We start from the raw sequence: 18,118 nt of genomic DNA, 5'->3' as shown, positions 1-18,118 counted from the left end.
GCGCACGCTGTGGCCTCCTTTCTCACTGGACCGCTGCCATGCGCGCCATTGCCTATTCCCATGCCGGCCTGCCGATCGACGATGCACAGGCCCTGATCGATATCGACCTGCCGCTTCCGCAGCCGGGCCCGCGCGACCTCCGGGTGGCGGTGCGCGCGGTGGCGGTGAACCCGGTCGACACCAAGGTCCGCCGCAACATGGCCACCGAAGGCCCGCGCGTGCTCGGTTGGGATGCCGTCGGCATCGTCGATGCGGTGGGCGGTGAGGTGACCTTGTTCCAGCCGGGCGATGCGGTCTACTACGCAGGCGTGATCGACCGGTCCGGCAGCAATGCCGAGTACCAGCTGGTGGACGAGCGAAGCGTGGGCCGCAAGCCGGCCAGCCTCGATGATGCGGCCGCCGCAGCCCTGCCGCTGACGGCGATCACGGCCTGGCAGCTGCTGTTCGATCGCCTGCGCATCGCCGAGGGCGCAGGCGAGGGCCAGACCCTGCTGGTGATCGGCGCGGCCGGTGGCGTCGGCTCGATCCTGGTGCAGCTTGCGCGTCGCCTGACCCGCTTGACCGTGATCGGCACCGCCTCGCGCCCGGAGACGCAGGACTGGGTGTACGCGATGGGTGCGCACCATGTGATCGACCACAGCCAGCCACTGGCCGAAGGGCTGGCACGGCTGGGCATCGCGCAGGTGGAGCATGTCGCCAGCCTGACCCACACCGACCAGCATTTCGCGCAGATCGTGGAGGTGCTGGCGCCACAGGGCCAGTTGGGGCTGATCGACGATCCTGGCCAGCTGGATGTGATGGCCCTCAAGCGCAAGGCGCTGTCGCTGCATTGGGAATCGATGTTCACCCGCCCGCTGTACCGGACGCCGGACATGCAGCAGCAGCACGTGCTGTTGAACCGCGTCGCGGACCTGGTCGATGCCGGCGTGCTGCAGACCACGCTGGGCGAGCATTTCGGCCGCATTGAAGCGGCGAGCCTGCGCCGCGCGCATGCCGTGCTGGAGAGTCACCGCGCCAAGGGCAAGATCGTTCTCGAGGGCTGGTAGAGGCCTGTCTGCCTCCTGCAGAGCAAAGCATGACCCGGCCCTGCAGGAGGCCTCGCGGTACGTGCCGCTGCCTCAGGGGTCACCGTTGTCGACGTGTTCGGCGAACCCGGGTCGCGGCCGCAGGCGGTCAAACCAGGCGTCAAGGCAGGGCAGCGCGGGCTTGGCGCCGGGGGTGCTGCGCCAGCGCTGGGTGGACAGGCCGAGCACGATGTCAGCCAGGGTGAAGTCGTCGCCGGTGACATACGCTCCCGTGCCGGCCAGCTGGGCATCCAGCAGACCCATGAGCTCATTCCAGCGGGCCAGGCCGGTCTCGGCGCGGCCGTCGTCGGGATAGTCAGGATGCTGCCGCACGCGCGCCATGAACACGTGGCGCCAAGCGGTGTTGAGGTCGGTCGCCTGCCAGTCCATCCATTGCTCGACCTTCGCACGCGCCTGCGCATCTGCCGGCAGCAGGTCAGCGCGTCCGGCGCGGGAGGCCAGGTAACGGCAGATGCTGTTCGATTCCCACAGCACGAAGCCGCCGTCGCGCAGCACCGGCACCTGCAGGTTCGGATTCAGCCCGGCCAGCCGCCGTGCCGACGGTGCCGGGTCGTGCTCGATGGCCAGCCTGAGCTCGGCGCACAGCCACAGCACCTTGCGTACGTTGATCGACGTGGGCTTTCCGAACAGCGCGAGCATGACCGGGGCGGGACGCAGCAGTTGAGACTGGCCCAGCCTACACTGGTGCCATGCAAACCGAATTCCTGCTCATCGCCGGCCTCCTGTTGGTCGTGCTCATCCTGCAGCTGGTCGCCCTGCTGCGCCGCCCACCGCATGATCGGCTGGAGCAGGCCGTACGCGAGGAGGCGCGGGCCGGCCGCAGTGAATTGCGCGAACAGCTGGATGGCTTTGCCCGGGCGCTGACCGACCTGTCGACCCGCACCGACCAGCGCCTGGACCTGCTGCGCGAGGCGCTGGGCGAGGATGCACGCAAGGCACGCGCCGAAGCCGCCGACAGCCAGCAGCGCAGCGGCGCCCTGCTGGCGCAGCGGCTGCAGGAACTGCGAGGCCAGCTGGAGAGCTTCGGCCAGCAGCAGGAGGCGCGCATCCATGCCTTCGGCCAGCAGCTGCAGGAACTCACCGGCCGCACCGATGCCCAGCTCGGCGCGCTGCGCCAGACCCTGGTGGACGATGCACGCAAGGGCCGCGAAGAGGGTGCACTGTCCCAGCAGCGCCTGACCGATAGCCTGGGCCTGCGGCTGCAGGAGCTGACCCAGCGCAATGAACAGCGCATCGCCGAGATGCGCGCCACTCTGGAAGAACAGCTGCGCGCGCTGCAGAACGACAACGCCCAGAAGCTGGAGCAGATGCGCCACACCGTCGATGAGAAGCTGCAGTCGACGCTGGAAACACGACTGGGGCAGTCGTTCACCCTGGTCTCCGAACGCCTGGAGCAGGTGCAGCGCGGGCTGGGCGAGATGCAGCAGCTGGCCACCGGCGTCGGCGACCTCAAGCGCGTGCTGACCAACGTCAAGAACCGCGGCAGCTGGGGCGAAGTGCAGCTGGAGAACATTCTCGAGCAGACCCTGACCCAGGAGCAGTACGCGCGGGGCGTCAAGGTCCGTCCAGACAGTGGCGAGATGGTCGACATCGCCGTGCGCCTGCCGGGCCGCAGGAACGACGACACGCCGGTATGGCTGCCGATCGACTCCAAGTTCCCGCGTGAGGACTATGAGCGCCTGCTCGATGCGCAGGAGCAGGGCGATGCCGAGGGCGTGCGCCTGCAGGGCATCCAGCTTGAGCGCGCGGTGCGGGTGCAGGCCAAGTCGATCTGCGAGAAGTACATCGTGCCGCCGCACACCACGGATTTCGCAGTGATGTTCCTGCCCACCGAGGGCCTGTATGCCGAAGTGATCCGGCGTCCGGGCCTGGTCGACGGCCTGCAGCGCGATCACCGTGTGGTCGTGGCCGGGCCGACCACGGTCACCGCTCTGCTCAACAGCCTGCAGATGGGTTTCCGCACGCTGGCCATCGAGCAGCGGTCCAGCGAGGTGTGGAGCCTGCTGGGGGCGGTGAAGAGCGAATTCGGCAAGTTCGCCGGCATCCTCGAGAAGGCCGAGAAGCAGATCAGCACCGTGGGCCGCAGTATTGGCGACGCCAGCCGCAAGACGCGCACCATCGAGCGCAGGCTGCGCGGAGTGGAATCGCTGGCCACCGAGCAGGCGCAATCGCTGCTCGGCGACCTGGGCGAAGGGGATGCGGAAGGCAGCGGCGAGGATGACGGAAGTGAAGGCGGGACCGACGCCCGCTGAGCGACGCAGACACCCTGCCGACGGGGGCGATGCGTATGCTGGCGGCCTGTCCATCGCCAACAGGTACCGCCATGCGTTTCCACCTTGCCGCCAGTGCGGCCCTGGCCGCAGTGCTTGCTGCATGCAGCAGTACACCGCCTGCCACGCAGGCCGGTGATGCCCAGCCAGGCCCGGAGGCCGCCCAGGCCTACCAGGACGCGCGTGATGTGGACTGTCAGGCCGCCGGCGGCACCCTGCAGCCGCTGGGACGCCTGCAGCGCCTGCAGTGCGTGATTCCATACGCCGACGCAGGAAAGACCTGCAGCAGCAAGCGTGACTGCACCGGCCAATGCCTGGCCAGCGACGGCATCGCCGTCGGCACGGCAGCCACCGGCACCTGCCAGCGCGACGTCAGCCAGAACTTCGGCTGTCGTGAGCGCATCGACGACGGCAAGGCACAGGGCACGCTCTGCGTGGATTGAGGCGTTCCGGCGCAGCCACGTGGCGCTATGCTGATGGGCCATTCCCCGCTGTTGCCGGAGCCCCCCGCGTGAGCACCCCGATCCAGGACATTCCCCTCACCACCATCGATGGCCAGCCGTCCAGTCTTGCCGATTACCAGGGCAAGGTGCTGCTGCTGGTCAACGTCGCCTCCAAGTGTGGCCTGACCCCGCAGTACGAGGGCCTGCAGGCGCTGTATGCGCAGAAGCAGGCACAGGGGCTGGAAGTGCTCGGTTTCCCGGCCAACAATTTCCTTGGCCAGGAGCCGGGCAGCGAGGCGGAGATCCAGCAGTTCTGCCAGCTGACCTACGATGTCACATTCCCGATGTTCGCCAAGATTAGCGTGGCCGGCGATGACACGCACCCGCTCTACCAGCAGCTGATCGCCGCGCAGCCGCAGGCCATCGGCGAAGGCCCGCTGCGCGAGCGACTGTCCAGCAAGGAGATTCCGATCCACCCGGCGCCGGCGGTGTTGTGGAACTTCGAGAAGTTCCTGGTGGGCCGCGACGGCGCGGTCATCGCCCGCTTCGCGCCGGATGTGGCCGCCGATGATGCGCGTCTGCGCGAGGCCGTCGACGCCGCACTGGGCGCCTGATCGCCCGCCATGAAAAACCCCGCCGAGGCGGGGTTTTTTCATGGGGTGCCGGCAGGACTCAGTTGCCCCACTGCGGCATCGGCATCGCATCGATCGGGATCGGCGAGTTGGGATCGTCCTGGCCGCGGTTGCGCTTGCCACGCAGATCGTTCTCGATCTGGTAGTTGCGACGCTGCAGCCACGCATCGCGGACCAGCGCGTACTCGTCCACCGCCGAACTGCGCAGATCGTCCACCGCCAGCAGCTGCGCGCGGCTGTCGACCAGCTGCAGGCCCTGCAGGCCGATGCGGACCTTGTCCTCTTCGATGTTGCGGATCGGCGAGAGCGGCATGTCGCCGGCCAGGCCGAACACATCACGCACGGTGCGGGGACCGAAGAACGGCAGCTCGACGTAGCGCGAGCGACGCCAGCCCCATGCACCCAGCGTCTGGCCGAAGTCTTCCTTGCGGTTGGCGACCATCGCCTTGCTGGCCGGATCGAACAGGCCACCGATACCCAGCGTCGAGTTCATCAGGAAGCGACCCAGCGTGTCCCAGGCATCATCCGGACGGCCCTGCAGCAGCTGGTTGACGATCGTTACCGGCGAGCGCAGGTTGCTGAAGAAGTTGCTCACACCGGTGCGGGCAAAGCGTGGCACCACGTGGGTGTAAGCCGTCGCCAGCGGTCGCGCGACGGCATTGTCGACCGCCACGTTGAACCGGTGCACCTTGCGGTTGAACGGTTCCCACGGGTCGTAGGCCACCGCGTTGCCGGCCGCACCGTCGGCGCCGTACAGCGCGTCGAAATCATCGTCGCCGCCGGGCTGCGCAGCGGCAGCCGAGGCACTGGTTCCAGCAGACGCGTCCGTGGCCGGAGGCGTATTGGCCGTGGCCGTTTCGCCGCTGGCCACGGGGATGGGCTCCGCTGCCGGTGCGGGGGCATCGGTGGCGGTATCGGTGGCGGCGGTCGGGCTGGCCGGAACCAGCGTATCGGCAACCGGCGCATCGCTGCGCGCGGGCTTGCCGGCACAGGCGCTGAGCGCGGCGGCCAGGACGATCAGGGGGAGAGCGCGTACGACGTTCATGTCAGCTCGCAGCAGAAGTAGCGTTGAAATCCAGGTCGGGCGACAGCCGGTAGGCTGCGCTCAGTTCGTTGTAGCCGGCGGGCATGCCGGAGATCACCAGGGGGTGGCCGGCCTTGCGCGCGCGCGCGGCCAGCTCGGCCAGCAGGGCCAGGCCGGCGCTGTCCACGCGCTCGACCTCGCCCAGTTCCAGCCGTGCCAGCTGCGCCGGCAACGCCTGCAGCTGCGGCCACAGTGCAATGACAGCGGCACGATCCAGCGCCCCGCGCAGGCGCAGGGTGCCGCCTTCCAGCAGTGCCAGCGCGTTACTTGCCATTGCCGGCCGGTCCGGCCTGGATGCTGCCGCTGTGCAGTTCGTTGGCCACCTGTCGGATGCCCTTCTGGCGCAGGGGACTGTCGAACTGGTTGCGGAAGGTCTGCACGTAGGAGATGCCCTCGATGTTGACGTCGAAGATCTTCCACTGGCCGTTCACGTTGCGCATCCAGTACTCGACGGGCGTCGGTTCGTTGCCCGCACGCACCAGCTCGGTGCTCACGCGCACGCCGCGGTTGCCGGGCAGCGGGCTTTCACCCTTCAGGCGGAAGCTCGGCCTGCCCTGGATGTTCAGCAGGGCCGAACCGTAGCGCTGCATCAGGCTGTCGGCCATCGCATCGGCGAACAGCTTGATGTCCGCATCCGACGCGCCGCGTGCATGCGTGCCCAGCACCAGGCGCGCCGCGTAGTCGCGGTCGAAGGTGCGGTTCAGTTCGCTGTCGATGTAGGAGCGCAGGCTGGACGGATTGCTGCTGAACTCGCTCTTGCGCTGCTGCAGGGTGGACAGGATGCGGCTGCTGGCATCGATCACCACTTTGCCGGCCTGGGCCTGCGGAGCGGTGGCAGCGGGGGCCGCGGCCTGCGCCTGGGCGAGCAACGGGGTCGCCAGCAGCAGCGAGGACGCGAGCAGGGCCGGGATCAGTTTCATCTTCATGGTTGCGGTTCCTTTGCAGGCGCCTGTGCGCCATCGTTGGGCTTCGGGTCTGCGCCGCCGCCGGCGCCGCCACTGAACATGTACTTGCCGACTAGCTGGATCAGGTCCACTGCCGGCTGGGTGAAGACGATCTCCTCACCGGGCTTGAGCACTTCCGGATCACCACCGGGCTGAAGACCGATATAGCTCTCGCCCAGCAAACCACTGGTGAAGATGCCGGCCGAGGTATCCGCCGGCAGGTCCTTGACCTTGCTGTCCATGCGCAGGGTCACGATGGATTCGAACTTGACCGGGTCCAGGTCGATTGCGGCAACCTGGCCGACGGTAACGCCGCCGATCTTGACCGGCGCCTGCTTGCGCAGCTGGCCGACCTGGGAGAAGCGCGCCTTCAGCTCGTAGCCGTCACCGCCCCAGCTCCAGCGCTGGTTGGTGGAAGCCACGGCCAGCACCAGCAGCGACGCCAGGGCCAGCAGCAGGAATGCGCCGACGGAGAATTCGAGTCTGGGACCGCGGATGGCCATGGGGAGTACCTGATCGAGTCGTTGTGGCCGCGCGCACCGCGCACCGCCGATGGAAGGGTTAGGTGAACAGCATTGCCGACAGCACGAAGTTGAACATCAGCACCAGCAGGGAGGCATTGACCACCGCACGGGTGGTGGCCACCGAAGTGCCTTCGATGGTCGGCTCGGCGTGGAAACCGGCATAGGCGGCGACCAGGGCTGCAGTGCCGCCGAAGATCGCCGACTTCAGCATCGCCACGCCGAAATCGTCCCAGAAGTCGACACTGTTGCGCAGCGCCGACCAGAACACGCCATTGTCCAGGCCGAGCACGTGCACCGCTTCGAAGTAGCTGGCGCTGATCGCCAGCGAACAGAAGATGCCGGTCAGCAGCGGCACGGTCAGCACGGCTGCCCAGAAGCGCGGCGCCACGGCCTTGGCCACCGGGTCGATCGCCATCAGCTCCAGTGCCTTGATCTGGTCGGTGGCGCGCATCAGGCCCAGTTCGGCGGCGATCGAGCTGCCGGCACGGCCGATGAACAGCAGCGCGGTCAGCACCGGGGCCAGTTCACGGTAGAGCGACAAGCCGAGCAGGGTCGACAGGGCATCGGCCGCGCCGAAGGTGGTCAGCGTGCGGTAGCCCTGCAGGGTCAACACCAGACCGACGAAGGCGCCGCCGACAGCGATGATCGGCAGCGAGCGCGCGCCGATCTTGTAGATCTCGCGGGTCAGTTCGGCCAGGAAATCACGGGTCGGCAGCGAACCGCGCAGCACGGTCAGCGAGAACAGGCCGGCGCGGCCCAGCGAGCGGGTGGCTTGGATGAAGGGCATCAGGCGACCCTCGCGCGCGGCTCGGCGTCGAACGGGATGGGGCCATCGGGCTGGCCGTGCAGGAACTGACGCAGCAACGGGTCCTGGCTGGACTGCAGCGCGTCGGGCGTGCCCTGGAAGACGATGCCGCCATTGGCGATGGCGATCACCTGGTCGCAGATCGGCAGCGTCTCGTGCACGTGGTGGCTGACGATGATGCTGGTCAGTCCCAGGCTGTGGTTGAGACGCTGGATCAGGCTCATGATCACCCCGGACGCGATCGGGTCCAGCCCGGTCAGCGGCTCGTCATAGATCATCAGCGGTGGATCCAGCGCCAGCGCACGGGCCAACGCCACGCGGCGCGCCATGCCGCCGGACAGCTCGCGCGGCCAGGCATCGGCCGCGGCCAGCAATCCCACCGCGTGCAGCTTCATCTGCACCAGCCGGCGCAGCACCGTCGCCGGCAGGCGGGTGTGGGTGCGCAGCGGCAGGGCGACGTTCTCGGCCACGGTGAGGTCGGTCAGCAGGCCATTGCCCTGCAGCAGGACGCCGACGCTCTTGCGCATCTCCAGCAGCTCGGCGCTGCGGTGCGGGATCGGCTTGCCGAACAGGGTGATATCGCCGGCCGCCGGGCGCAGTTCGCCGGTCAGCGCGGCCAGCAGGGTCGACTTGCCGCTGCCGGAGGGACCGAGCACGGCGGTGATGCTGCCCTTCGGCACCTGCAGGGAAACGTCGCGCAGGATCGTGCGTCCGCTCCGGTCGATGCGGACGTTGGACAACTGCACCAGACTGGAGGTGGAAGCCGACATGGGCACCATTAACATTTTTTCGACATCGAAGGATCGGGTCAGCCGGCTGAACATAAGCAGACTGGACGGTGCAGTATTGTGGCACGGCAGGGCCCCGGGCAGGTCGGGACAATCGCCGGGCGACCCGGAACAATCCGTGCCGGTGACAGGTTTGACCATTGAATACTGCCAGCCGTGCTGCACACTGTGCATGATGAGTGACCCGGGCAGCGACTTCCGCCTCTACCATTCCAACTCGCTGGATGTGCTGGCCGCGCTGCTGGCACGCAACGTCCGTGCGCCGATGCCAGGGCAGCCGCTGCTCGCACCGGACGTGGTGCTGATCCCGCAGGTGGCGATGCGGCGCTGGCTGCAGGCGACATTGGCCGCCGAATACGGTGTCGCCGCCAACCTCGAATTCCTCACCCCGGGTGAGTTCGTCGCCCGTGCGCTCAACGCCAACGTCGATGGCGAAGCCGACGATCTCGATGCTGCCGGCCTGCACTGGCGGCTGTACCGGGCGCTGCGCGATCCGGCGCTGCTCGGGCAACCACCGATGCGTGCGCTGCAGTCCTATCTTGCCGGCAGCGATGGGCTGAAACCCTGGGCCCTGGCCGGCGAGCTGGCGTCGGTGTTCGAGAAATACCAGGCCTGGCGGCGCGACTGGCTGCTGCGCTGGGAGGCCGGGGCCGACCCGGCCGATCCCCAGGCGAGCCTGTGGCGCGCCGTTGCCGGTGGGCATGGCTACCGCGCGCGCCGCATCCAGACCTACCTGGACCGCTTCGAGGGTGCCGGCCAGCCATTGCCGCAGGGGTTGCCGCCGCGCATGTCCGCATTCGCGACGCTCAACATCTCCCCGGACGTGCTGCGGGTGATGGCGACCCAGGCGCGGGTGGGCGAACTGCATTTCTACCTGCCCACCCCGGTGCAGTCGTACTGGGGCGACCTGCAGACCCTGGCCGAGCGGCTGCGCAGCGGCGCTCCCGATCCCTTCGGCGAAGCGGCGGGAGAAAACCGCCTGCTGGAAGCCTGGGGCGCAGCCGGCCGCGACTTCATGGCGGTGCTGGGCAGCTATGAAGTGGTACACCCGGCCGGTGAGATCGCCGCCTACATCGACCCGGAAGACGACGCGCGGCCGACGATGGCCGACGGCGGCCTGTCCGACAGCCTGCTGCACCGCCTGCAGCGCGATCTGTTCCACCGTCGGGCGCTGCCGTCCGGCGAACTGCGTGATGGCCTGGCCGGCGATGATCCCAGCTTGCAGGTGCACGCCTGCCACACCCGCCTGCGCGAACTGCAGGTCCTGCACGACCAGCTGCGTGGCCTGCTTGAGGATGACCGCTTCGACCCGCCGCTGCAGGCCCGCGAGATCGCTGTGCTGGCGCCGGACATCGATCCCTACGTGCCCTACCTGGAGGCCGTGTTCTGTGGCCGCGGTGGCGAGGACGACCACATTCCCTACGCGTTGGCCGACAGCAGTCCGCTGGCGGGCGAACCGCTGGCCGATGTGTTCGTGCACCTGATTGGCCTGCCGGTCTCGCGGTTCGGCCTGAATGAAATGCTGGATCTGCTGGCCAGCGCGCCCCTGGCCGAGGCAGCCGGACTGGACGCGACCGACTTCGACCGCCTGCATGGCTGGCTGCAGCAGGCGGGCGCACGCTGGGGGCTGGATGCGGACCATCGCGCCCGGCACGGCGCGCCACCGGATGATGCCTACACCTGGCAGTTCGCGCTGGATCGCCTGCTGCTGGGCCATGCCACCGGCAGCGATGCCGACCTGGCCGGCGTCGCGCCGTGGACCGGGCTGGAAGGTGGCGCGCTGGATGCGCTGGACCGCCTGCTGCGCCTGCTGCGGGTACTGGCCGCCTACCAGCGCCGTCTTGGCGAGACGTTGACTCCGGCGCAGTGGCGGCAGCGCCTGCTGTCGCTGCTGGATGCGCTGCTGCCGACCCCGCCCGGCTCACCCAACAGCCAGCGCGCGCTGGAGCGGCTGCGCAAACTGCTCAACCAGTTCGCCGAAGACGCGGACAAGGCCGGCTTCAGCGACGGGGTGCCTCCCGAAGTGATACGTGCGCATTTCGCCTCCGCCCTGGCCGAAGCCGACACGCGTGCACCGCTGCTGACCGGCGGCATCAGCTTCGGCCGCATGGTGCCGATGCGATTGCTGCCGTTCCGGGTGATCTGCGTACTCGGCCTCAATGATGGCGATTTCCCGCGTCGCGATCCGGCGGCCGGCCTGAACCAGCTCACCGCCGAACTGGACACGCCCCGACGCCGCCCGGGCGACCGTTCCACCCGCGAGGACGATCGCTTCCTGTTCCTGCAGCTGTTCGCCGCCGCACAGGACGTGTTCTACCTCAGTTACCTCGGCGCCGATCCGCGCGATGGCAGCGTGCGGGAACCGTCGGTGCTGGTCAGCGAGCTGATCGACGCCGTGGCGGCCTACCACCTCGATCCAGCCGCCGCCGCCGCGGCATTCACGGTCCGCCACGCGCTGCAGCCGTTCTCCCCCGCCGCGTTCGGCGATGGCGACCCGCGTCGCTTCAGCTACCGCCGGCAATGGCATCCGGCAGCCGGTCGCCTGGCCGGGCAGCGTGGCGGGCTGTCGCCGTGGTTCGACGCGGCGGCGCTGCCGCCGCCGGTCGAAGCTGCGGTGGAAGAGGAGCTGTCTCTGGAAAGCCTGCGCCGTTTTCTGTGCGATCCGGCTGGGCAGTTCCTGTCACAGTCTCTGGGCCTTCGACTGGCCGATGAGGTCGAGGACGTCGTCGATCTGGAGCCGCTGGTGCTGTCCGCGCGAGGGCCGGACACGCGCAGTGTGCAGGCCGCGGTGGTGCGTGCCACCCTCATCGGCGATGACGACCCGCTCTACCCGAGGCTGCGCGCACGCGCGCTGGTGCCATCCGGCGCGCTGGGCGAGCGGCAGTTCGAGGTGGAACAATCGAAGACCCGCCCCTATGCCGACGCAATGCTGGGCTGGATGCAGGGCGTACAGCCGGAAAGCCGCCGCTATGAGGTCCAGATCGACGGCGTGCGCCTGCACGGCCGGGTTGCCGATCGCCATCCCGGTGGTCTGGTGCGGCTGCGCGCGGGCACGCTCAACGGCAACGCGGTGATCCGCCAGGGGCTGGACTGGCTGCTGGCCAATGCGGCAGGCGACGCGTTGCCGCTGGTCCAGTTCCACGACGGCGGTGACGCCGGTCAGGGTCCGCACGTCCTGCCGGCACTGTCCGTGCCCGCGGCGCGGGCCGCCCTGCGCGCGCTGCTGCAGCTGCGCCGGCGTGGCCTGCGTGAGCCGTTGTGGTTCGCTCCCTACACCGGCTGGGTGCTGTACACGACCAGCGGCGAGAAACAGCGCAGCGAGGGCTGGAAGCAGTGGCATGGCAGCGACCGCAGCTGGGGCGAATCCCGCAGTGACGCCTGGCAGTTGCTGATGCGCGGTGCCGATCCCTTCGCAGACGATGCCCGGTATGCCGAGCTGCTGCACAACAGCCAGGTGGTGTTCGGCGCGCTGCGCGAAGGCCGCGTGCCCGGCGCCGGTTCACATACAGAGGTCACCGGATGAACGCTACCGTGGCAGGCAGCCCCATCGAACATCCCGGTATCGACCCGTATCTCGCACTGCCCCTGGATGGCGTCCGCCTGATCGAAGCCAGTGCCGGCACCGGCAAGACCTTCACCCTGGCCACGCTGTTCACCCGGCTCGTGGTCGAGCAGGGCCTGCGTATCGGCCAGATCCTGGCGGTGACCTTCACCGATGCCGCGACCCAGGAACTGCGCAAGCGCATCCGTGAGCGACTGGCGCTGGCCGCGCGGATGGTCGACCTGCCTCCGGGCGACGGCGAGGCACCCGACATGCGGTTGACCCGGCAGATCCTGCGGCGCCATCTCGATGCCGGCAATGAGAGCGCGGCGGCGCTGAAGCGTCGCCTGCAGGTCGCTGCCGACGAAATCGATCTGGCCGCGATCTTCACCATCCACGGCTTCTGCACCCGCGTGCTGCGCGAGCACGCACTGGAGAGCGGCCACACCTTCGATCCTCCGGAGCTGCTGACCAGCGACCGCGAGCTGATGGAGGAACTGGCGGCTGACCTGTGGCGCGTGCACGCCAACGATCCGGCCACACTGGAGCCGCTGACCTTGTTGTGGTCGAGCCCGGACGCACTGGCAGGCGACCTGCGCGCGCTGCTGGCCGCACCGCCGCTGCATCCATTGCCATTGCCGACGCTGCCGGACGATCCGCGGCCGCGGATGCTGCAGGCCGCGCAGGTCCTCGCGTCCGCCATCGACTCCGGTCTTGATGCGGCCCGTGGGCAGATCGCCACGGCGTTCGAGAAGAAGGTCTTCGATGGACGTCGTGCCAAGCGGCCGAGCTTCGACAAGGCATTCTCCACCCTGGTCGCCGGGCAGGCGGTCGCGGACTGGTCACGCGATGGAAAACTCCATCTGGAGAAGCTGCTGCCCACTTCGATGCAGGCCCTCTGCCGGGACGATCAGCAGGGCGCATGCCCGGATGCGCCCCTCTTCGACGCATTGCAGGCCTGGTGGGATGCCGCCGACGTGGTCATGTCGTGGCTTCGCCAGCGCGCGATCCGCTTCCTGCACGCCCTGCGCGCCGAAGCCGCGCAGCGACTGGCTCTGCTGAAACAGACGCGACGGGTGCAGACCTACGATGACCTGATCGACGGCGTGGCGCTTGCCCTGCAGGGGCCGCAACGGCTGACGCTGGTGCAACGGCTGCGCGCGCAGTACCGCATTGCCCTGGTCGATGAGTTCCAGGACACCGATGACCGCCAATGGGGCATCTTCCACACCCTGTTCGGCGATTCGCCGGAGGTACGCGAACTGGGACTGGCGCCAGCGCTGTTCCTGATCGGCGATCCGAAGCAGGCGATCTATGGCTTCCGCGGCGGCGACATCCATACCTACCTCAAGGCCAGGCAGGTTGCGCAGCCCGCGCCGGCACTCGACCAGAATTTCCGCTCGCGCCCTGCGCTGCTGCGCGTGCTGCAGATGCTGTACGACAACGGCGGTGAGGACGCCTTCCTCGAGCGTGACATCCGCTTCGAGCCGGTGCGGCCGGGCGGCGTACGTGTAGATGCGGATTACCAGCGTGATGGCCATGCCGCCGCAGCCCTGACCCTGCGCGTGCTGCGCAGCGGCGGTGACAGGCCGCTGGCTGCCGATGCCTCCCGCGAGGCCGCGACGCGGGCGTGTGTGGCCGCCATTCACCAGGTGCTGGTGGACGCGCGCGCCGGCAGGGCCCTGCTGCGTGGTCGCCCGGTGCAGCCGGCTGACATCGCCGTGCTGGTGCGTTCGCATCGCGAGGCCACGCTTGTACAGCGTGCGCTGGCGGCTGTTGGAGTTCCCGCGGTGGCAGCCGGCAGGCAGAGCCTGTTCGCCACCAGCGAAGCCCGCGACCTGCGCGCGCTGCTGCTGGCCCTGCTGCAACCGGCCGACGAAGGCCGCCTGCGTACCGCGCTGGCCACCGTGCTGCTCGGCCAGCCTGCCAGTGCGATCGCAGCGATGGAACGCGAAGGCGACCTGCAGCGGGGATTCCAGGCGCAGCTGCTGCACTGGCGCGAACGATGGCAGCGCGGCGGCCCGTTCGCGGTGATCGCCGACGTCTGCGCCGCACAGGGCGAACGCCTGCTGGCGCTGATCGATGGCGAGCGCCGGCTGACCAATTACCTCCAGCTCGGCGAGCTGCTGCAGGAGGCGTCGGCACAGGCGCTGGGCATGCATGGCCTGCTGGACTGGCTGCAGGGCCGGATGGCCAGCGCCGACCAGGACGATGAGCAGCAGCTGCTGCGCCTGGAATCGGACGCGCGCCGTGTGCAGATCATCACCCTGCACAAGAGCAAGGGCCTGGAATACCCCTTGGTGTTCCTGCCGTTCGTGGGCATCGAGCGCGGCGCGAACAACAGCGCTGCACACTGCACCGTGCATCTGGACGGCGAGCGCCAGCTGCACTGGAAGCTGGACAGGGACGAGGTGTGGGACGCCGTCAGCCGCCAGGCGCGGCACGAACAGCAGGCAGAGGACGCGCGCCTGCTGTACGTCGGCATGACCCGAGCCGAGCACGCGCTGTGGATCGCCATCGGTGACCTCGCCGGTCTTGCCAGGACCCCACTGGCGCCATTGCTGGGCGACCTGCAGGCCCTGCGCGGGTGCGCCGATGTGCAGGTCGACGACAGCGAGCCGGTGGCGCAGCTGCCGCAGCTGGCGGTGGAAATGGACGGCGAACTTCCGGCAGTGCGCACGCAGGCGCGTCGCGTGCCCCACGACTGGTGGGTATACAGCTTCACCCAGCTGGCCCATGCCGATGCCGGCAGTGGCAGTGACATCGAGGCGGCCGCCACCGAACTTCCGGCGCCGGCGGCCGACGAACCGGTTGGCGCGGAGCTGCCCCTGGAGCCCGCGCTGCCGGATCCTGCCGCGACCGAAGAGGCCGCGCCGGTCGACCCGCGGTTCATGGGCAGCCGCTTCGGCAACGTGCTGCACGAAGCGATGGAGAACGTCGACTTCGCCGCATGGGGCGCCTGGCAGCCTGGCCAGGAAGCGCCGGAAGGCCAGGCCGCCGTGCTGCGCAAGGCATTGCGCGAAGAGGGCTATGCAGATGCGGACCTGGATGACGGCATCGCGGTGCTGGTGCCACTGGTCGGCCAGACCCTCATCGCGGAGCTGCCGGAGGGCGGCGCGCTGTACAGCGTGCCCGCGCAGGATCGTCGTGCCGAGATCGACTTCCACTTCGCCATCGAGCCGACCGCTGTGCCGGCGCTGCTGGATGTACTGCATGCCCATGGCATCGCCAGCGCGCGCCGGGGCTTCGGCCAGCGCCGCCGGCTGGAAGGGCTGATGACCGGCATGATCGACCTCACCTACGTGCGCGATGGCCGCTGGTACGTGCTCGACTACAAATCCAACCGGCTGCCGGGCTACAGCCCCGACCTGCTGGCCATCGCCATGCGCCACAGCGAGTACGACCTGCAGGCCCTGATCTATACCGTCGCGCTGCATCGCTGGCTGCGCTTCCGGCTGGGGGCGGCCTACCGCTACGAACGCGACATGGGCGGCATCCGCTATCTGTTCTGCCGCGGCCTGGATGGCACTGGCAATGGTGTCTACACCGATCGTTTCCCGCTCGAACTGGTGGACGCGCTCGATGCGTTGTTCGCCGGAGGCAGGCAGGCCCAGGCCGAGCTGGCGGCACGCGCGCTTGGAGCCAGCGCATGAGCCTGCTCAGGGATCTGTACCGCAATGGCCAGCTGCGGACGATCGACCACGCCTTGGCCACCGGCCTGCAGCGCCTGCGCACGGACACCCCGGAGGACGTGGCCCTGGCGGCGGCCCTGGCCTCGCTGGCGGTATCGCTGGGGCATGCCGGTTTCGATCCGGCGCAGCCGCACCGGCTGCTGGAAGGCGTATCCGCCTGGCCGGCGCCGCAATCCTGGATCGAGCAGCTGCGCGCCTCGCCCTGGGTCGCGACCCCCGGGCGCGCCGATGCTGTCGCAGATGACGCCCCGCTGGTGATGGAGAATGGCCTGCTGTACCTGCGCCGCTATCGCGAGTACGAGCGGCAGCTGGCGGCAGGCCTGCAGCGCATCGGCGGCCATCCGCTGCCGGCGCCGGATCTGCCCGCGTTGGCGCCTCTGTTCGCACGGTTGTTCCCGCAGGCCCGGGATGCCGAGGATCATCAGGCGCGCGCGGCAGGCGTGACCCTGCGTCATCCCTTGGCGCTGGTGACCGGAGGACCCGGCACCGGCAAGACCACCACCATCGCGCGCCTGCTGCTGTTGCTGGCTGCGCAGGCAGCGCATACCGGCCAGCCACCGCCGAAGGTGGCCTTGGCCGCACCGACCGGCCGCGCCGCCGAGCGGATGGCCGAAAGCCTGCGTCTGGCCGTGCAGCGGTTGCAGGAGGAGGGCCTGGACCCGGCGCTGTGCGCCGCATTGCCTACCACCGGTACCACGCTGCATCGCCTGCTGGGCGTCATTCCCGACTCGCCCCGTTTCCGCCACCACGCCGATAATCCGCTGCCGCTGGATGTGGTGGTGATCGACGAAGCGTCGATGATCGATCTGCCGATGATGGCCAAACTGGTCGATGCCATCGCCAGCGGCACTCGCCTGATCCTGCTCGGCGATCCTGACCAGCTGCCCTCGGTCGAAGCCGGCGACGTGCTGGGCGCGATCCTGCGAGCCAGCGGTGATGGCATGGGCACGCGCGTCGATGATGCACTGGCGTTGCAGGGGGTGTTGGCGGAACCGGCATTGCAGCCGCCGGCGCCGGTCCGTGCATTCACCGGTCGGCGGGTGCAGCTGCAGCGCGGTTACCGGCAGAGCGACGCATTGGATCTGGCACCGTTGGCGCGTGCCGTCCGCGATGGCGACAGCGTCACCACGCTGCGACTGCTGCGCAGTGGCGAACTGTCGGGAGTCCGCTTCCACGAAGGGGAGCCGGATCCGCTGCGTGACCAGCGTGAGCATCTGCTGGGCCGCTGGCGTGCATTGGCCGATATCCGGGACCCGGTCCTGGCACTGCAGCAGGCCGGCCGCCTGCGCGTGCTGACCGCGCTGCGTGAAGGGCCGCAGGGAGCCCGTGGCCTCAACGAGCGGATCGAACAGCTGCTGGCCGGCACCACCCCGGGCTACTTCCAGGGGCGCCTGCTGCTGGTAACCGAGAACAGCTATCGGCATCGCTTGTTCAACGGCGATGTCGGCATCTGCCTGCGCGACAGCACGGGCGCGATGGTGGCGTGGTTCCCCGGCGACACCGCCGATCAGCCGCGCGCCTTCCATCCGGCCGCATTGCCGGCGCACGAGAGCGCGTTCGCAATGACCGTGCACAAGGCACAGGGCTCGGAGTTCGATGAGGTCTGGCTGCAACTGCCACGGCAGGACAGTCGCGTGCTGTCGCGCGAGCTGATCTACACCGGGCTGACCCGTGCCCGCCAGGTCCTGCATGTGGCGGCCAGTGCCGACGTGCTGCAGGCCGCGCTCAAGCGCCATGCCAGTCGAATCGGCGGCCTGGCCTGGCGGCTGGGTGCAGAAGAGGTGGCCGAACAACCAGCGCGCATGGAACAGCCCACGGTGCAGGGCCAGTTGTTCTGAACCGGGGTCGGATCCCCTTCCCAACGGGAACGGGATCCGACCCGGCGTCATTCCGCGATCAGCACCAGGCCATCGGGGAACACGATGGCCGCTTCATCCGCGCTGACATCAAAGAAGCCCACCCCGTGCTCCTCCGCAAGGTCCTGTACCCGGCCATGCGCACGCTCGGCCACGGAGTAGGCAAACGCACCGTAGATGACGTGCCGGCCGATGCTGTAGTCGGTGACCTCGGCGCGATCGTCCTCATCGTTGCTCAGCGGACCATTCAAGGGCGGGAACTCCTGTGCCATCGCGGCGAACCAGCCCTGCAACGCCGGACTGCTGACCACCGGATCGTCGTACTCGTGGTTCTCGCCCCAGGCGGTCTGCTTCTCGAACCAGGCGATGAACGCTGCCGCCTCACGCGGGGCGACGCTGGCCTCGAACACCATCATGTCGTAACTCATTGAACCGTCCTGTTGTCGGGGCGAAA

The 18,118-nt window shown here is 68.9% G+C and carries 15 protein-coding genes; 7 read left to right on the top strand and 8 right to left on the bottom strand.

Annotated features, from left to right (window positions below):
• The first annotated feature begins 38 nt into the window (after nucleotides 1-38).
• The gene (locus N7367_RS07090; protein WP_279942063.1) at nucleotides 39-1,046 is read left to right on the top strand and encodes a zinc-binding alcohol dehydrogenase family protein; all 1,008 of its coding nucleotides are present in this window, start codon (nucleotides 39-41) and stop codon (nucleotides 1,044-1,046) included.
• Between the two features lie 72 nt (nucleotides 1,047-1,118).
• On the opposite strand, the gene N7367_RS07085 is transcribed toward N7367_RS07090, so the two are convergent.
• Nucleotides 1,119-1,724: a glutathione S-transferase N-terminal domain-containing protein gene (locus N7367_RS07085; RefSeq protein ID WP_053517238.1), complete on the bottom strand. Its 606-nt coding sequence runs from the start codon at nucleotides 1,722-1,724 to the stop codon at nucleotides 1,119-1,121.
• A gap of 50 nt (nucleotides 1,725-1,774) precedes the next feature.
• On the opposite strand from N7367_RS07085, the gene rmuC reads away from it, so the two are divergent.
• From rmuC to N7367_RS07070, 3 genes are all read left to right on the top strand, one after another.
• On the top strand, nucleotides 1,775-3,337 hold the full coding sequence (rmuC, locus tag N7367_RS07080) for a DNA recombination protein RmuC (protein WP_279942062.1): 1,563 nt from the start codon (nucleotides 1,775-1,777) through the stop codon (nucleotides 3,335-3,337).
• A gap of 71 nt (nucleotides 3,338-3,408) precedes the next feature.
• Nucleotides 3,409-3,798: a hypothetical protein gene (locus N7367_RS07075; protein WP_279942061.1), complete on the top strand. Its 390-nt coding sequence runs from the start codon at nucleotides 3,409-3,411 to the stop codon at nucleotides 3,796-3,798.
• Nucleotides 3,799-3,866: 68 nt separating this feature from the next.
• A complete protein-coding gene (locus N7367_RS07070) occupies nucleotides 3,867-4,412 on the top strand; it encodes a glutathione peroxidase (protein WP_065174060.1) in 546 nt (181 codons plus the stop codon).
• A 58-nt stretch (nucleotides 4,413-4,470) separates the two neighbouring features.
• Here the strand turns inward: N7367_RS07070 and N7367_RS07065 are convergent, their stop codons facing one another.
• The 6 genes from N7367_RS07065 to N7367_RS07040 are packed head-to-tail and all read right to left on the bottom strand — an operon-like array spanning nucleotide 4,471 to nucleotide 8,557.
• The gene (locus N7367_RS07065; protein ID WP_279942060.1) at nucleotides 4,471-5,475 is read right to left on the bottom strand and encodes a VacJ family lipoprotein; all 1,005 of its coding nucleotides are present in this window, start codon (nucleotides 5,473-5,475) and stop codon (nucleotides 4,471-4,473) included.
• 1 nt (nucleotide 5,476) lies between these two features.
• Nucleotides 5,477-5,788, bottom strand: a complete 312-nt coding sequence (locus tag N7367_RS07060; RefSeq protein ID WP_053517244.1) for an STAS domain-containing protein — start codon at nucleotides 5,786-5,788, stop codon at nucleotides 5,477-5,479.
• Nucleotides 5,778-6,440: an ABC transporter substrate-binding protein gene (locus N7367_RS07055; RefSeq protein ID WP_074902558.1), complete on the bottom strand. Its 663-nt coding sequence runs from the start codon at nucleotides 6,438-6,440 to the stop codon at nucleotides 5,778-5,780. Before N7367_RS07055 ends, N7367_RS07060 begins: the two co-directional genes overlap by 11 nt.
• Entirely contained in the window at nucleotides 6,437-6,961 is a 525-nt protein-coding gene (gene mlaD / locus N7367_RS07050) for an outer membrane lipid asymmetry maintenance protein MlaD (protein ID WP_053517247.1), read from the bottom strand. Before mlaD ends, N7367_RS07055 begins: the two co-directional genes overlap by 4 nt.
• 58 nt (nucleotides 6,962-7,019) lie before the next feature.
• A complete protein-coding gene (locus N7367_RS07045; protein WP_279942059.1) occupies nucleotides 7,020-7,769 on the bottom strand; it encodes an MlaE family lipid ABC transporter permease subunit in 750 nt (249 codons plus the stop codon).
• Nucleotides 7,769-8,557 (bottom strand): ATP-binding cassette domain-containing protein, encoded by a 789-nt coding sequence (locus N7367_RS07040; protein WP_279942057.1) that lies wholly within the window; start codon nucleotides 8,555-8,557, stop codon nucleotides 7,769-7,771. The genes N7367_RS07045 and N7367_RS07040 overlap by 1 nt, the downstream gene beginning before the upstream one ends.
• 190 nt (nucleotides 8,558-8,747) lie before the next feature.
• Here N7367_RS07040 and recC point away from each other — a divergent pair, with 190 nt between their 5' ends.
• Genes recC through recD form a run of 3 tightly spaced genes read left to right on the top strand, consistent with a single transcriptional unit; the run spans nucleotide 8,748 to nucleotide 17,646 of the window.
• Nucleotides 8,748-12,098, top strand: coding sequence for an exodeoxyribonuclease V subunit gamma (gene recC / locus N7367_RS07035; RefSeq protein WP_279942056.1), 3,351 nt, complete (start codon nucleotides 8,748-8,750; stop codon nucleotides 12,096-12,098).
• Nucleotides 12,095-15,769 carry an exodeoxyribonuclease V subunit beta gene (recB, locus tag N7367_RS07030; protein ID WP_279942055.1) on the top strand — a complete coding sequence of 1,225 codons (3,675 nt, stop codon included), beginning with the start codon at nucleotides 12,095-12,097 and terminating at the stop codon, nucleotides 15,767-15,769. Before recC ends, recB begins: the two co-directional genes overlap by 4 nt.
• Nucleotides 15,766-17,646, top strand: a complete 1,881-nt coding sequence (gene recD / locus N7367_RS07025; protein WP_279942054.1) for an exodeoxyribonuclease V subunit alpha — start codon at nucleotides 15,766-15,768, stop codon at nucleotides 17,644-17,646. Before recB ends, recD begins: the two co-directional genes overlap by 4 nt.
• Before the next feature lie 47 nt (nucleotides 17,647-17,693).
• Here recD and N7367_RS07020 read toward each other — a convergent pair whose 3' ends face one another.
• Nucleotides 17,694-18,092: a hypothetical protein gene (locus N7367_RS07020; protein WP_053517252.1), complete on the bottom strand. Its 399-nt coding sequence runs from the start codon at nucleotides 18,090-18,092 to the stop codon at nucleotides 17,694-17,696.
• Nucleotides 18,093-18,118: the final 26 nt, after the last annotated feature.

It is taken from the genome of Stenotrophomonas sp. GD04145 (genome assembly GCF_029835135.1).
Lineage (GTDB): Bacteria > Pseudomonadota > Gammaproteobacteria > Xanthomonadales > Xanthomonadaceae > Stenotrophomonas > Stenotrophomonas maltophilia_P.
Note: the sequence above shows the minus strand (reverse complement) of the source record. Positions and strands in the feature narration are given on the sequence as shown.

Bases quoted from the DNA above. Each gene is read 5' to 3' on its own strand.
- N7367_RS07090 (WP_279942063.1), top strand. From the start codon at position 39: ATGCGCGCCATTGCCTATTCCCATGCCGGCCTGCCGATCGACGATGCA.
- N7367_RS07085 (WP_053517238.1), bottom strand. From the start codon at position 1,724: ATGCTCGCGCTGTTCGGAAAGCCCACGTCGATCAACGTACGCAAGGTG.
- rmuC (WP_279942062.1), top strand. From the start codon at position 1,775: ATGCAAACCGAATTCCTGCTCATCGCCGGCCTCCTGTTGGTCGTGCTC.
- N7367_RS07075 (WP_279942061.1), top strand. From the start codon at position 3,409: ATGCGTTTCCACCTTGCCGCCAGTGCGGCCCTGGCCGCAGTGCTTGCT.
- N7367_RS07065 (WP_279942060.1), bottom strand. From the start codon at position 5,475: ATGAACGTCGTACGCGCTCTCCCCCTGATCGTCCTGGCCGCCGCGCTC.
- N7367_RS07060 (WP_053517244.1), bottom strand. From the start codon at position 5,788: ATGGCAAGTAACGCGCTGGCACTGCTGGAAGGCGGCACCCTGCGCCTG.
- N7367_RS07055 (WP_074902558.1), bottom strand. From the start codon at position 6,440: ATGAAGATGAAACTGATCCCGGCCCTGCTCGCGTCCTCGCTGCTGCTG.
- mlaD (WP_053517247.1), bottom strand. From the start codon at position 6,961: ATGGCCATCCGCGGTCCCAGACTCGAATTCTCCGTCGGCGCATTCCTG.
- N7367_RS07045 (WP_279942059.1), bottom strand. From the start codon at position 7,769: ATGCCCTTCATCCAAGCCACCCGCTCGCTGGGCCGCGCCGGCCTGTTC.
- N7367_RS07040 (WP_279942057.1), bottom strand. From the start codon at position 8,557: ATGTCGGCTTCCACCTCCAGTCTGGTGCAGTTGTCCAACGTCCGCATC.
- recC (WP_279942056.1), top strand. From the start codon at position 8,748: ATGATGAGTGACCCGGGCAGCGACTTCCGCCTCTACCATTCCAACTCG.
- recB (WP_279942055.1), top strand. From the start codon at position 12,095: ATGAACGCTACCGTGGCAGGCAGCCCCATCGAACATCCCGGTATCGAC.
- recD (WP_279942054.1), top strand. From the start codon at position 15,766: ATGAGCCTGCTCAGGGATCTGTACCGCAATGGCCAGCTGCGGACGATC.
- N7367_RS07020 (WP_053517252.1), bottom strand. From the start codon at position 18,092: ATGAGTTACGACATGATGGTGTTCGAGGCCAGCGTCGCCCCGCGTGAG.